This is a genomic window from Microbacterium sp. ProA8 (genome assembly GCF_039905635.1).
GTDB lineage: Bacteria > Actinomycetota > Actinomycetes > Actinomycetales > Microbacteriaceae > Microbacterium > Microbacterium chionoecetis.
The window spans coordinates 3,312,843-3,326,632 of the sequence record NZ_CP157000.1; the positions used below are offsets into that span (position 1 = coordinate 3,312,843).

The 13,790-nt window shown below is 70.1% G+C and carries 14 protein-coding genes and 2 tRNA genes; 5 read left to right on the forward strand and 11 right to left on the reverse strand.

The window, feature by feature from the left end; all coding sequences use genetic code 11:
* Positions 1-18 precede the first annotated feature (18 nt).
* Together ABG085_RS14970 and ABG085_RS14975 are read left to right on the forward strand one after the other, a co-directional pair.
* The gene (locus tag ABG085_RS14970; RefSeq protein WP_347976514.1) at positions 19-858 is read left to right on the forward strand and encodes a CDP-alcohol phosphatidyltransferase family protein; all 840 of its coding nucleotides are present in this window, start codon (positions 19-21) and stop codon (positions 856-858) included.
* A gap of 4 nt (positions 859-862) precedes the next feature.
* Positions 863-1,291, forward strand: coding sequence for a hypothetical protein (locus ABG085_RS14975; protein WP_347976515.1), 429 nt, complete (start codon positions 863-865; stop codon positions 1,289-1,291).
* Positions 1,292-1,375: 84 nt separating this feature from the next.
* Here the strand turns inward: ABG085_RS14975 and ABG085_RS14980 are convergent, their stop codons facing one another.
* The 4 genes from ABG085_RS14980 to ABG085_RS14995 form a co-directional block, all read right to left on the reverse strand.
* On the reverse strand, positions 1,376-2,746 hold the full coding sequence (locus ABG085_RS14980) for an MFS transporter (RefSeq protein WP_347976516.1): 1,371 nt from the start codon (positions 2,744-2,746) through the stop codon (positions 1,376-1,378).
* 166 nt (positions 2,747-2,912) lie between these two features.
* Positions 2,913-3,083 (reverse strand): hypothetical protein, encoded by a 171-nt coding sequence (locus ABG085_RS14985; RefSeq protein WP_347976518.1) that lies wholly within the window; start codon positions 3,081-3,083, stop codon positions 2,913-2,915.
* Positions 3,084-3,222: 139 nt separating this feature from the next.
* Positions 3,223-3,429, reverse strand: a complete 207-nt coding sequence (locus ABG085_RS14990) for a hypothetical protein (protein ID WP_163619865.1) — start codon at positions 3,427-3,429, stop codon at positions 3,223-3,225.
* A 96-nt stretch (positions 3,430-3,525) separates the two neighbouring features.
* Entirely contained in the window at positions 3,526-4,047 is a 522-nt protein-coding gene (locus tag ABG085_RS14995; RefSeq protein WP_347976519.1) for an SRPBCC domain-containing protein, read from the reverse strand.
* 96 nt (positions 4,048-4,143) lie between these two features.
* Between ABG085_RS14995 and ABG085_RS15000 the strand changes: the two genes are divergently transcribed.
* Positions 4,144-4,620 (forward strand): helix-turn-helix domain-containing protein, encoded by a 477-nt coding sequence (locus ABG085_RS15000; RefSeq protein ID WP_347976520.1) that lies wholly within the window; start codon positions 4,144-4,146, stop codon positions 4,618-4,620.
* A gap of 54 nt (positions 4,621-4,674) precedes the next feature.
* Here the strand turns inward: ABG085_RS15000 and ABG085_RS15005 are convergent, their stop codons facing one another.
* From ABG085_RS15005 to ABG085_RS15030, 6 genes are all read right to left on the reverse strand, one after another.
* Positions 4,675-5,343: a DUF4166 domain-containing protein gene (locus ABG085_RS15005; protein ID WP_347976521.1), complete on the reverse strand. Its 669-nt coding sequence runs from the start codon at positions 5,341-5,343 to the stop codon at positions 4,675-4,677.
* Positions 5,340-5,966, reverse strand: coding sequence for an SRPBCC family protein (locus ABG085_RS15010; RefSeq protein WP_347976523.1), 627 nt, complete (start codon positions 5,964-5,966; stop codon positions 5,340-5,342). Before ABG085_RS15010 ends, ABG085_RS15005 begins: the two co-directional genes overlap by 4 nt.
* 101 nt (positions 5,967-6,067) lie before the next feature.
* Positions 6,068-6,141: transfer RNA gene (locus ABG085_RS15015), tRNA-Met, on the reverse strand.
* Between the two features lie 36 nt (positions 6,142-6,177).
* Positions 6,178-6,249: transfer RNA gene (locus ABG085_RS15020), tRNA-Thr, on the reverse strand.
* A gap of 62 nt (positions 6,250-6,311) precedes the next feature.
* Positions 6,312-8,360 (reverse strand): peptidoglycan DD-metalloendopeptidase family protein, encoded by a 2,049-nt coding sequence (locus ABG085_RS15025; RefSeq protein ID WP_347976524.1) that lies wholly within the window; start codon positions 8,358-8,360, stop codon positions 6,312-6,314.
* Between the two features lie 267 nt (positions 8,361-8,627).
* Entirely contained in the window at positions 8,628-9,431 is an 804-nt protein-coding gene (locus ABG085_RS15030) for an inositol monophosphatase family protein (RefSeq protein WP_347976525.1), read from the reverse strand.
* A gap of 226 nt (positions 9,432-9,657) precedes the next feature.
* Between ABG085_RS15030 and ABG085_RS15035 the strand changes: the two genes are divergently transcribed.
* The gene (locus ABG085_RS15035; protein ID WP_347976526.1) at positions 9,658-11,244 is read left to right on the forward strand and encodes an NAD(P)/FAD-dependent oxidoreductase; all 1,587 of its coding nucleotides are present in this window, start codon (positions 9,658-9,660) and stop codon (positions 11,242-11,244) included.
* 131 nt (positions 11,245-11,375) lie between these two features.
* Here the strand turns inward: ABG085_RS15035 and ABG085_RS15040 are convergent, their stop codons facing one another.
* Positions 11,376-12,368, reverse strand: a complete 993-nt coding sequence (locus ABG085_RS15040; protein WP_347976527.1) for a hypothetical protein — start codon at positions 12,366-12,368, stop codon at positions 11,376-11,378.
* 250 nt (positions 12,369-12,618) lie between these two features.
* On the opposite strand from ABG085_RS15040, the gene ABG085_RS15045 reads away from it, so the two are divergent.
* Complete coding sequence (locus ABG085_RS15045) at positions 12,619-13,788, forward strand: M14 family zinc carboxypeptidase (RefSeq protein WP_347976528.1); 1,170 nt, start codon at positions 12,619-12,621, stop codon at positions 13,786-13,788.
* Positions 13,789-13,790: the final 2 nt, after the last annotated feature.

Sequence of the window (13,790 nt, forward strand, 5' to 3'; positions counted from 1 at the left end):
GGAATACACGGAGCGCGCATGGGAAAAGTTCAGTGGTCCGCAGGGCTTTTCGCCGCATGGGCTCAGCCGTGGTGGTGGGTCGCGGCCGGGACGGTGGGCCTCGTCGCGATCGGCGTGGCCGTGCCGCTGTCGGCCTTGGCCGTGACGGTGGGGTTCGCCTACCTGGTCGTTTCGACGATGCTGCTGACCGTCGCGCTGCGCCGTCGGGGCGCCGGTCGGTTCGGACCTGCGAACGCCGTCACCGCCACCCGCTCGACGCTCGTCGGCCTCGTGACCGCCCTGACGGTCGCTTCCCTGGAGGGCACGACCGGGCCCACGCCGCCGGACGCTTCGCTCGACGCGCCGGCGGCGGGCGGTGGGGCCGTGGGGACCACCGTTCTGCTGGTGTCTCTCGTGGCCTGCGCGCTCGCGCTGGACGGGGTGGACGGGTACGTCGCCCGCCGCACCGGCAGCGAGAGCGAGCTGGGCGCCCGCTTCGACATGGAGGTCGATGCCTTCCTGCTGCTCGTGCTGTCCGTGTACGACGCGCGGTATGTGGGCTGGTGGGTGCTGTCGATCGGTCTGCTGCGCTACGCCTTCGTCGTGGCGGGCGCGCTGCTGCCCTGGATGCGCCGGACCCTGCCGCCGAGGTACTGGCGCAAAGTGGTCACCGCGGCCTCGGGGATCGCCCTCGCGGTCGTCGCGGCGCAAGTGCTGCCGTCGACCGCCACCCTGGCCGTCGCCGCCGCGGCCCTCTTGCTGATGCTCGAGTCGTTCGGCCGCGACGTCACGTGGCTCGTGCGGATGAACCTCCGCAGCCGCGCCCTCGTTTCCCTCGAGAAGGCGTCGACGACCTCACCTCCACCGGAGAGCAGATAAGACCATGACCGAATCCACAGAGACCACCGGACGCGTGCTCTGGACCATGCGGATCCTCAGCGCGATCGCGCTCCTCGCGGCAGGTGGGATCCACCTGTTCCTCGTGTTCAACGGCGTCGGCGGCTTCCTGGGGGTGATGTTCGTCCTCAACGCCGTGGCGGCGCTCGTGCTCACGATCGGGATGGTGGCGCTGCACGGCCGCCTGTTGCAGGTGGCGACGGTGCTGAGCCTGCTCTTCCTCATCGCCACCCTCCTCGCGCTCATCCTCGCGCTGACCGTGGGGCTGTTCGGCATCACCTCCACCTGGGACTTCACCCTCGTGCCCGAGACCATCATCGTCGAGTCCATCGGGGTCGTGATCCTGGCGATCACGACCGTGCTCGTGCTGCGCCGGACCCCGGCCACAGCGGGAACGAGGCGGCAGGGCGTCTGAGCGCCGTCGCGCGCGCTCGGCTCGAGACGGCGGAACGCCCCGTCACAACGTGACGGGGCGTTCGACTGGCCGAGGACCCGCCGGTCAGGCGGAGGTGGGCACCTTCTCGGCGGCCAGCTGTTCCTCGTCGATGCGGTCGAGATCGTGCAGCGACGATCCCTTGGTCTCGCGCATCGACAGCGCGGCGATGAGCGTGACGCCCGCCGCGATCGCCAGGTACACGGCGACCGGGACGTACGACCCGGTGCTCGACAGCAGCGCCGTGGCGATGATCGGTGCGAGCGAGCCCGCGATGATCGAGGTCACCTGATAGCCCAGCGAAACGCCCGAATACCGCATGCGCGTCGGGAACATCTCGGACATGATCGCCGGCTGCGGCGCGTACATGAACGCGTGGATGAAGAGGCCGAGGCTGATCGCCGCGACGATGATCACGGGATTGCGCGTGTCGAACATGGGGAAGGCCACGAAGCCCCATGCGGCCGCGCCGACGGTGCCGATCAGGTACACCGGCTTGCGGCCGAGCCGGTCGGTCAGACCGCCGATGAGCGGGATGACGATCATGTGCACGATGTGCGCGATGACCAGGAGCCCGAGGATCTCGGAGGTGTCGACCTCCAGGGCGACCGCCAGGTAGGTGATCGAGAACGTCACGACGAGGTAGTACATGATGTTCTCGGCGAATCGCAGGCCCATGGCCGTGAGCACGCCGCGCGGATAGCGCTTGATCACCTCGAGCACACCGAAACGCACGGCCTTGGACTGCTCGACCTGCTTCTGGACCTCCACGAAGATCGGCGCGTCGGTGACACGTGTGCGGACGTAATAGCCGACGGCGACGATGACGACCGAGAGCCAGAAACCGATGCGCCAGCCCCAGGCGAGGAACTGCTCCTCGGTCAGGGTGCGGCTCAGGACGAGCAGCACGACGGTGGCCAGGAGGTTGCCGATCGGCACTGCGGCCTGCGGCCACGATGCCCAGAAGCCGCGCGTCTTGTTGGGCGAGTGCTCCGCGACCAAAAGGATCGCGCCGCCCCATTCGCCGCCCACCGCGAAGCCCTGCGCGAAGCGCAGAGCCACGAGAAGGGCAGGCGCCCAGTAGCCGATCATGTCGAACGTGGGCAGGCACCCCATGAGGAATGTGGCGATGCCCACGAGGATGATCGCGAACTGGAGCAGCTTCTTGCGCCCGTACTTGTCGCCGAAATGCCCGAAGACGATGCCGCCGAGCGGCCGGGCGATGAAGCCGACGGCGTAGGTGACGAACGCCGCGATGATCGGCGCGTACGGGTCGTCCGACGGCGGGAACATGATCTTGTTGAACACGAGTGTCGCCGCCGTGGCGTAGAGGAAGAACTCGTACCACTCGACGACGGTTCCGGCCATCGAAGCCGTGACGACCCGACGCAGACTCGATTGCTTCATCGTGTCTGGTGATTGCTGCGTGGATGCCATGCGCTGATACCTCCTTGTAGAGCGCGGACACGGCTGGGGGAAGCCGCTCTGCGGGACGATACCTGACGCGCGATTCAGGTTTCAAGGGGTCTCAAGCGGTTGTGGATGAGAAGTTCCGCCGAACTTCTCATTCCTTGCCTCCGCAGCGCTCCCTACAGCTCGGCCCTCAGTCCCACGAGGCGACCAGCATCCACTGGCCGTCCACCTCTTCGACGTCCATGACGCGCGTACGGTGATCCACGTCGCTGCGCGCGGTGAACCGCCAGCTCTGGAAGAGCAACCCGCCGTCCGACCGCGTCGGGGTGTCGATGATGCGCCAGCGTTCGCCATCGACCACGAGACGAACCGGCCGGTCATGCTCGCACCAGACTTGGACATCTTCTCGACTTGCCATCCTCATGACGTCCTCCTTGATCGAATCTATGTTCGATACTAGGACGCGCGCAAGGCGGCCCGCAAGACCGGGAGCGACGACCTCAGGCCGTGGCGGAGCCGGCGTCGGCGCTCGCTTCGACCGCGGCGAGATGGATCGCGGCGACACCCTCGCGCAGCGCGCCGACCGGCGCTTCGACGGTCTCGTAGTGCGACGTGAACCCGTTCTCGTCGACCACGGTGATCGTCACCAGCACGTGGCCTCGGCGCGGCAGCTGCGACGAGGTACGAGCGAGTCTTTTGGTCTTCATGTCGCCTCCGCGTCTCACCGTAACGGCAACCGCCGACACCCGCGCACTCCATGCGCGGGTGCCGGCGACTCCTACGGCGTGTCGGGCGCTACGCGGCTACCCCGCCGCGGCAGAGGCGCGCGAGGCGGCCACCTGACGGTGCAGCTCGTCGTGATCGTCCGTCGTCAGGGCCTCGTTCCCGTCGAAGACGTACGGAGCGCCCCGCCCGGTCTCGATCAGCGCCTTGAGGCTGCCGTTCACGAACATGCCCCAGGCGTTGGTGCAGATCTCGTAGCACTCGTCGTCCGCGGTGAGGCCTTCATGGGTGAAGACGACCTGGGTGCGGCCGTCCACCTCCGTGATGTCGAAGCGCACCGTGCTGCCGTTCCATTCCTGCTTGTCAGCGACGAAGTCGAGGTAGCTCCCCGTGACCAGCCACGAGACACGGCTGGCGGGCTCGAGCTCGGTCACCCGGAAGCCGCTGTAGTGCAGCCCCGGGACGACGTAGACGAACTCGTCGTCGACGGCCGTCGTCGAGCCGGTGATGCGTCCCCACCAGCTGGAGACGTCGTTGATCGCATCGAACGCCGCCTGCGGCGAGGCGTCGACGGTGATGGTGGTCGTGAAGTTGGCAGTCATGTGCATGCTCCTCTGCGTGCTGCTCGGGGGTGACTTGCGTGATGCAAGCGACCATAGCGCTGGCTGCTTGCATCACGCAAGTGTTAGATTCGAGGCATGTTGGGCAAGACGTATGACTCCCAGGTGTGCTCCATCGCGCGATCGCTCGAGCTGGTCGGCGAGCGGTGGAGTCTGCTCATCATCCGCGACGCCCTGTTCGCCGGCGTGACGCGCTTCGGCGACTTTCAGCACAACCTGGGGATCGCCAGCAACGTGCTCGCCTCCCGGCTGGAGTCGTTCGTGGCGAGCGGCATCATGGACCGTGACGGCGCGGCCGACTACGTCCTCACGCCGAAGGGCCACGACCTCGCGGTCGCGCTCATCGCTCTCACCGAGTGGGGAGACGAGTGGGCCTCCTCCGTCGAGCCGCCGATCCTGTACCGGCACTCCCGCTGCGACGGAGCGGTGCATGCCGCCGCCGCGTGCGAGTCGTGCGGCGTGGTTCCGGCCGACGAGATCGGGGTCCGCATCGGCCCCGGCATGCCGCCGGAGTACCTGGCCGCACGGCGGGGCGGTGCTCGCGCGAAGGCATAAGACGGATGCCGCGGCCGCAACTTCGAGCGCTACCCGCGGTTCACGCGGGCTGTGTCACGTGCGCGCCTCGTGCCGGCGGGGCTTGAGGCGCGCGGGCGCGTCGACTGCCGGCATCCATTCGCACTGGAAGCTGCCGCGATAGCCGAACAGGAAGCCGAACCAGCGGTTGTGCACCTCGAGGTCGACATGGAACCGCTCGTCGGCGTCGTCGTAGTACTCGCGCAGATGCGCGCGGCCGCTGAAGATCATCGGGAACCGGAAGCCGACCAGGCCTTCGTAGAAGCGCTGCGCACCGGAGGTCAGCAGCAGCCCACCGCGTTCGTCCACGCGCAGGTCGAGATCGACGGCGAGGTGCTGGTGCGTGCCGAGATAGTCGACGACACGCCCCTTGTCGAGGATCATCGTGGCGTCGAATCTGCGGCGGCGAGAGCCGATGCGGTACTCCCGGACGAAGGTGACGGTCTCGCGTCCGAGCGGGTCGCGATAGGGATAGTTCTCGATGACGAAGGGGACGTCGACGCCGGTGTCGGGGATCAGGATGTTGCGAAGCCGCCCGATCTGCAGGAACGGGATCGTCCACCACGGACCCCGCCGGATGATCGCCATCACGCCCCGGCCGACGCAGGCCTCCCCCGCGTCGAGGCCGACGCCGAAGCGCCGCTTCATCATCGGATGCAGGCGGTCGAAGTCCGCGCCGAGCGCGCGCTCGAAGATGGAGGTCATACCGCCGCTCCCGGGTCGGGCAGGGCCGCCAGCGTGGCGGGTGCATCCTGCAGATGGTCCGCGCGGCGCCGCCCGGACACCGGTGCGCGGCGGCAGCGCGCCGCACGAGGTCGATCCGCACGCCACCACCACAGCACGCTCCAGAAGGGCCACCGCTCGGGCGGGACGCCGGTCTCCAGCCAGATGCGGAGCCGGTCGAAGCTCCACGCCGTGGCCCAGCCGAGCAGAGGGCGGACGACGACGTCCAGGATGCCCCACCCGGGGCTGTAGTCGTACCCGGTGACGAACGTGATCCCCCGCTCGTGCGGGACATAGCGCCAGTACCCGCGTCCTGCCCGGATCGGCGACAGCGGATCGTCGGTGTGGAAGCGCAGCGCCGACGTCCGCACACCGTCCGGGCGCTGCGTCTCGCCGATGCTCACACCGGTCCCGCGGATGCTGTGCCCGGGCGCACGGCGTTCGTAGGCGAAGGTCGTGGCACCGGCATCCGTCACTCCGTCGGGCGTGATCCGGGTGAACCTGACATCCCACCGGACGTGCTCGGCGGGGTCTTGCGTGGCGGCCCACACCGCCTCGAGGTCGGCGGCGATCATCGTCTCCACATAGATGCCGCTGCGACCCACACGACGACGCTACGGCACGATCTCCGCTGAGCCGACTCGCCCACCCGTCGCACGGGCAAGAAGAAAGCCCCGGAGAATCGGCGAGATTCCGGGGCGATCCGTAGCAGGAGCGGGGCTTGAACCCGCGACCTCACGATTATGAGTCGTGCGCTCTCACCAACTGAGCTACCCTGCCGCACGGCATCCGTGGTCATTCGAATTGGATGCTGCGAGCCCCGAGTCAGGATTGAACTGACGACCCCTTCCTTACCATGGAAGTGCTCTGCCACTGAGCTATCGGGGCGTGCTGCCTGCGAGCAGGCAACTAGAAGAGGATACCAGAGGCCCGGCATCCTTCCGAACCGGTCAGCCCACCGTGTGGGTGCCGTCGGTGTACTGCTGAAGCCACGGCCACGGGTCGATGGCGGTGGTGCCGTTCTTCAGAAGCTCGAAGTGCGTGTGGGCCCCGTACGAGCGTCCGGTGTTGCCGGTGTGGCCGATCACGGTGCCGACGGTGACCCGCTGACCCGGGCTGACCTGCAGCGAGCCGTACTGCAGGTGCGCGTAGTGGCTCGAGATGAGCTGGCCGTCGACGATGTGGTCGATGGTCACGTGCACGCCGTAGGCGCCACCGGCCTCCGACGCGATGCGGACGGTGCCGTCGGCGATGGCCTGCACGGGGGCGCCGTTGCCGGGCGTGAAGTCGATGCCCTCGTGCATCCGGCCCGAGCGCATGCCGAACCCGTACGACATCGTCACACCCACCGAGAACGGCCACTGGATGTTCGAGTTCGGGTTGTTGCGGAACAGGTTCGAGAAGTTCTTGATGCCGGCCTCGGACGCCAGCTGGGCCGTCGTCGTGGTCGTGTAGTTGCCACTGCGCTCGAGGGTGTCGTTCTGGACGTCACCGGGAGCCACATAGGCCTGGATCTCGGCTTCGTCGATCACCGGTGCCGCGTTGTCGCCGAGGGCGACGACGGACAGCGATGCGTCGGTGCCGTGCATCGCGGCGACCGCCTCCGCCGGCGTGGTCATGGCGACGGCCATGAGCCCGACGATCCCCAGCACGCCCACCGAGAACGAGGCTGTGGCAGTGCGCTTGAACGCGGCGCCGCGGCGAGCAGGAGCGCTGCGGGTGGCCGCATGCGGGGCGGGCTGTGCGTCCCCCGCGGGCTGCGCGTCGGGCTGTGCCTGCTGGACGGGGGTCTCGCCCGTGAACGCGAACAGTCGCGAGGCGGCCTCGAATTCGTCGACATCGGATGCCGCGGGCTGAGGGATGGGCCCGGTGAGAGGTCCGACGCGCTCGGGCCGGGGCTGCTCAGCGTGCGTCGGCGCCGTCGGCGCGTCGGCCGGCCGAGCCGCGGAGGCGGAGGTCGGCGCGGCGGTCGTCGGCGACGGGACGTCGACGCGCGGCGCAGGAGCGGCAGGGGATGCAGCAGCCGGCGCCATCGGAACTGCGGGCTGGGTGGTCGTCTGGTGCGCGGCGGCGCGGCGGCGTCCGGGCACCGTCCGCGGCGGGACAGTGGTCTGCGCCTCGGCCTGGGGCGCTGCGGTCTGCGGCCCGGCGGTCGTCTGCGGCTCCGCGAGCGTCGGCTCGGCCTGCGCATGCGGCGCGGCGGTCTGCGCGGTGTGGACCGGTTCGGCCGCGGCCGTCGACGCGACGGTGGCTGCGGCGTCGGCCGCCAGAAGCTTCGCGAAGGTCTCGGCGATCCACGTGGAGGCGGTCTCGCCGGCGGGGGCCGGAGCGGCCGGCTCGGCGGCAAGGGTGACAGCCTCGACGGGGGCCGCAGCCTCGACGGCGGGTGAGAGCAGCTCGAACGGCTCGGCGGGCACGAGCACGGTGTCGAGCAGCGGTGCCGGCTCTTCGCGCGTGGGCAGCGCCGCCTCGAAGACGGCTGCCGCGCGCTCCGGCGCGGCGGGCGTCTGCGCGGCGATGGGCGGGACGTCGACGACGGGCTGCGCACCTGTCTGGATGCGGCGGGTGCGGCGGCTCACGTGCTCGGCGGGAGCGGCCGGCGCCGCCGGCACGGCGGCCCGGGCGCGGGCGCGAGGAGCGATCGGGTCGATGACCGGGCCGGAGGCCACGGGGACGTCGACCGACGACGGGGCCGGTGCCACGGGGGCCGGGGCGGCGAGCGCAGGGCCCGATGCCACGGGAGCGGAATCGACGTCGGGGAGCACGGGAGCGACAAGAGCGTCCGCGGCCGACAGCGACGGTCGCGGCGCCGGAACGTCGGACGCGGGCGTCACGTACGACGACGCCGGGGCCTGCGGGGCGGGCGGGGCTGCGGCATCCGTCCGCTTCGGGTCGACCGAGCGACCCCAGACCACCGCGGGGCGCTCGGGAGTCGCGCTCGCCGCCTGACGCCGCACTGTGGCACGGCCGGTCCCCGGGGTCTCCGACGTCGCCTGCACAGGCGTGGGAGAGGTACGGCTGGATCTGCGCGTGGGCGCAGGCTCAGCCAAAGGGGAGTCGAAAGGCAAAGCGGAGTCGGGCTCTCGGGTCGTGCCGCGAGGGGGGGTGCACGCAGCAAGGCGGTCGTTCGGGCTAGGACCACCTCCGCCGTTCGGGCGGCGAAGGTAACGATCGGGTAAACACTACCCCGGGCGTGCTGGGAATGCCATGTGCGACTTGGATTTCATGACGCGCGTTTCGTGAAAGTTCGATGAGAGACGCCCGCCTCAGACCAGTCCGGCCGCCTCTGCGAGGCGGTCGAAGATGGCCGGAGTCGCCGCCACGACCAGCGGTCCGCGGGTGCCGCCGTCAGGCTCAGCCCGACCGAAGCGGCCACCCGCCTCGGTCACGATCAACGAGCCTGCGGCGAGGTCCCACGGTGCCAGTCCGCGCTCGAAGTACCCGTCCAGACGCCCGGCGGCGACGAACGACAGGTCCAGCGAGGCGGCCCCGCCACGGCGCAGGTCGCGGGCGAGTGACGGCATCACCCGGGCGATCAGCTCGAGGTCGCCGGGGCGGGTGGCCGGGTCGTACCCGAAGCCTGTCGCGAGGAGCGCGCCCGCGGGTCCGACCTCGGGGTTGACGGCGAGCCGGCTCACGCCCAGCCACGCACCTTCCCCCCGTGCTGCGTGAAACACCTCCCCGCTGACCGGCGCGTAGACGACACCCGCGAGCGCCGTCCATTCCCGAGGGTCCGGCTCCCCGTGGACGGCCGCGATGCTGACGGCGTAGGTGGGGATGCCGTACGCATAGTTGACGGTTCCGTCGATGGGATCGACGACCCACGTCACGTCGCCGGCGCCCCGCTCGGCACCGGACTCCTCCCCGAGGAAGCCGTCGTCGGGTCGCGCGGCCTTCAGCCGTGCGCGGATCAGCGCTTCGACCTCGCGGTCGGCCTCCGTCACGATGTCGGCGAGCGCCGACTTGGTCGCGGCGATGGCGACACCGGCCTCGCGACGCACCCGGGCGAGCTCACCGGCTTCGCGGGCGATCTCCATGGCAAGGGATTCGAGGTCGTGCTCGAGGCTCATGCCTCCACGGTATCCGGGTCGGCCACGGCGACGCCCGCCTCCCGATGAAGCGCTGCCCCACAGGTCAACCGCGGCTCTACAGGAGGTTGGAACGACTCAACCTCCTGTGGAAACCCGGTTGACCTGTTGGGGTGAGGCGAGACCCATGTTCGGCGGCGCCTCGGGTCCGGCGGCAAACGGCGGGCGACGCTCGCGCGAGGGCGGGCGGCCTCGGTAGCGTGACCCCATGGCCGCTGCCGTCCGCTCCCCCGTGTACGACGCCGCCATCGTCGGAGGCGGCCACAATGCCCTCGTCGCCGCGGCGTACCTGGCCCGCGCGGGACGATCGGTCGTCGTGCTCGAGCGGCTCGACCACCTCGGCGGCGCCGCGGTGTCCCAGCAGCCGTGGCCGGGCGTCGCCGCACGACTGTCGCGCTACTCCTACCTCGTGAGCCTGCTGCCCCGCCGCATCATCGACGACCTCGGACTCGGCATCCACCTCCGGCGCCGGCGGTACTCCTCGTACACGCCCGATACACACGACCCTTCGCGAGGCATCCTGATCGACACGGCGGATGCCGCGGCCACCGCCGACGCCTTCGCCCGCGTCACCGGTGGTGCCGGCGAGGCGACGCGGTTCTCGCAGTTCTCCGAACGGCTCGAACCGGTCGCCCGGCTGCTCTTCCCGTCGATGACCGAGCCGCTGCGCCGAGGCGGAGAGGTTCGTGCCGCACTCGCGGACGACAGGCTCTGGCAGGCACTGTTCGAGCGCCCGCTGGGCGAGCTGCTGAGATCGTCGCTCGACACGGACATCGCCCGTGGCATCGCACTCACCGACGGACTGATCGGCACCTTCGCGTCGGCCGACGACGAGAGCCTGCGACAGAACCGCTGCTTTCTCTACCACGTGATCGGCGGCGGCACCGGCGACTGGGACGTGCCCGTCGGCGGCATGGGCAGCGTGTCAGCCGAGCTGGAGCGCGCCGCGAGAGAGGCGGGCGCCGAACTGCGCACCGGCGCCGAGGTGGTGGCGGTCTCGCCCGACGGCGCGATCACGCTCGACGACGATTCGACGGTGCACGCGCGACTGGTGCTGAGCGGCGTCGGCCCGGCCGTGCTCGCGCGGCTTCTCGCCTCCGGCGGCGCCGGCGTTGGGGCCGTACCCGCGCCGGAGGGCGCGCAGCTCAAGGTCAACATGCTGCTGCGGCGCCTCCCCCGCCTCCGCGACGATCGGGTGGCGCCCGAGGCCGCGTTCGCCGGCACGTTCCATGTCAACGAGACCATGTCACAGCTCGAGAGGGCGCATGCGACGGCCGTACGCGGCGGCATCCCGGATCCGCTGCCGGCCGAGATCTACTGCCATTCGCTGACCGACCCGTCGATCCTCGGCCCCGAGCTGCGAACATCGGGTGCGCACACCCTGACGCTCTTCGGTCTGCAGGTGCCGCATCGACTGCTCGAGGGACGGGACACGGATGCCGCGCGCGCGGCGCTCCTCGATGCGGCTCAGCGCTCGCTCGACACGGTGCTGGCCGAGCCCATCGCCGACTGCCTGCACGAGGCGCCCGACGGGTCGCCGTGCGTCGAGGCACGGACCACGGCAGACCTCGAGAGCACCCTCGGGATGGTGGGGGGCGACATCTTCCACGGTGAGCTGTCGTGGCCGTGGGCGGGTGACGACGATGCCCTCGCCACGCCCGCCGAGCGCTGGGGCGTCGCCACCGAGCACCCGATCGTGCTCGTGTGCGGCTCGGGTGCGCGCCGGGGCGGCGCGGTGAGCGGGCTGGGCGGCCACAATGCCGCGATGGCCGCTCTCGAGCTTCTGGCGCGCTGACCTCGCGCGGCACTGAAATCAGCGCGCCTCGACTTCATGTGCTCTCGCCCAGGGCACACGATGGGTGCGTCTCAAGCACGTGCTCTCGGCGAGATCACATGATGTCGACGTGCCACACAGCGCGGGCGCGGCTACGGGCGCGGCGGCAGCGGCGGAGGCGGCGGGTAGCCCTCGTATCCGACAGCCGGGGCGGGCTGCGCCGGAGCGATGGCCTGCGGCGGGGCCGGGGCGGCCTGCGGCTCGACATGCGCCGCCGGCGCGATCGCCGTGAAGACATGCGCGCCCGGCGACGGGTGGCCGGTGTAGTAGGCGTTCCAGTCGGGCGAGCCGTCGGGAAGCATGGGCAGTGGCGTCACCGCGTCGACGTACGTCGGCCACGGCAGGAGCTCCTGCGCAGCAGGCACGGTGGACGCGGCCGGAGCGGCGGGCGCGGCGATCGGTGCGTGAGCGACCTGGGGGCGCGGCTTCTTCGGCGCGAACAGGACGTTCACGAGCGGCACGAGCGCCGTGCCGAGCGCCGCGAGGATCGCGATGGCCACCACGATGCGCCAGTAGACGCCGGCGAGCGCGAGCCACTCCCCGAACGCCAGCGGGATGATCAGCAGCACCGCCAGGGCGATGACGAGCGCGATGGTGACGATCGTGACCGTGCGGGTGAACGGCGTGTCGTAGCGCTGGAACGCCTTGAGGTAGAAGCGCACGTGCAGCAGCACCAGCTGCAGGATGAGCACGATCAGCAGGAATTGGATGAAGCGAGAGAATCCGAGCCAGGGGAAGCGCTCCGGCATCCAGATCATGATCGCGCCGAGCAGGAGGGCGATGACCCACGAGGCCATGCTCGCCAGGGCGAACCACGCGGGGCGACTGGGCGCGAGGTGCGCGTCGAGGATCGCGACGCCGGCGAAGCCCGCCAGCAGCAGGATCGTCAGGAAGGCACGGCCGACGATGTCGTTCGCGTCCCGCGTGCCCAGCAGCACCCACAGCACGCAGACGATCGCGGCCGCGATGAGCGCGCCGATCGCCACCCAGATCGCGGCGCGCAGCAGCGACGAGCGCGAGCTGTCCGCATGCGCCGCCTGATCCGTCGTCGGGGCGGGCGTCGCATACGGGTCGGGCGCGGTCATGGCGTTCCTCTCGTGACGCGGGCAGAGTGCCTGCACGCCCATCCTGACATGTCGCGCCGCACCGTGTGGAGGCCGATCCGGGCGGTGATGCGAGGCTCGGAGCAGTCGTGGGACGAAACCGCGGATGCCTCCGCCCGCGGCGCGTCCGAGCCGTTCATGACACTTCGATGAGAAGCCTCAGCAAGCGCTTCCCTTGCACTGCGGGATGCGCTGGCATGTGAGGACCACGTCATACAGAACTGGAGACACCGTGCAGAGAAGCAGAAGAGTCACCCTCGCCGCGCTGACGAGCGCCGTCCTCGTGGGCGCGGCGGGCATCGTCGCCGCGCCCGCCGCGCAGGCCATCCCCGTCAATTCCCACTGCGGAACAGAGTCGGCGGGCAACCGGTCCGCGTTCGTGACGCACGATCAGCTGACGAAGGAGCTGGAACGCATCGAGACCACGACCGGAGGGGTCGTCGATGTCTCGGTCGCCGGCTACAGCAACGAGGGTCGCGAGATCTATCAGGCGCGAGTGGGCACCGGAGACACGGTCGTCCTGGTGCAGTCGCAGATCCACGGGAACGAGAACCACGGCACGGAAGCCCTGCTCTCGCTGCTCAAGGAGTTCGGCGGCAACACGGCGGCCGCGGCGGAGATCCGCGAGAACGTGACGATCGTCGCGATCCCCCGCCTCAACGTCGACGGCGGCGAGCGCGACACCCGGCAGAACCGGATGAGCTGGGACGAGGTCGTCGAGGACTTCCCGCAGCTCGCCGGAGTGGACCCGGCGTGGAACTATCAGCCGGCCGTTCCCGGCTTCGACGTCAACCGCGACTTCAACCCCGACCTGGACTACGTCCCACTGCCCGAGGACTTCCCCGGCAACAGCGCCGACACCGGCTGGTACATCACGCCCGAGGCCCAGACCGTGCGAGACGTGTACGCGGGCCTCGAGACTGAGTTCGGCATCGTCGACTACTTCGTCGACCTCCACAACCAGTGGCCGTGCTACGCCCAGGAGGGCACCGGCGACATGTCGCCGCTGTCGATCTCGGCGCGGTTCATCGCCGACCCGTCGGAGTTCGGCGACTGGCCGAACTTCGACTACGACGCCTCGCGCCGCGCCAATGTCGCGGTCTACGACGCCCTGCAGGCCCACGGCGAGTCGGCGTTCGGCGACCTCACGCTCTACCCGCAGGACACCAACCTTCCCGGCACCGCGCTGGGCTCGTTCGCTCTGCGAGGCAGCGCCACCATCCTGTTCGAGACCTCGAGCAACACCCAGTCCGACGGCCAGAAGCGCAACGGCTTCCTCGCGAAGCAGGTCGAGATCGGAGTCCGCGGGCTGATCACCGCGGTGGCCGACGGCTCCATCGAGTCCCTCGATCCTGAGGCGTACGAGGAGATCCCGGAGCGCATCTTCCTCCCCGCCGACTGACG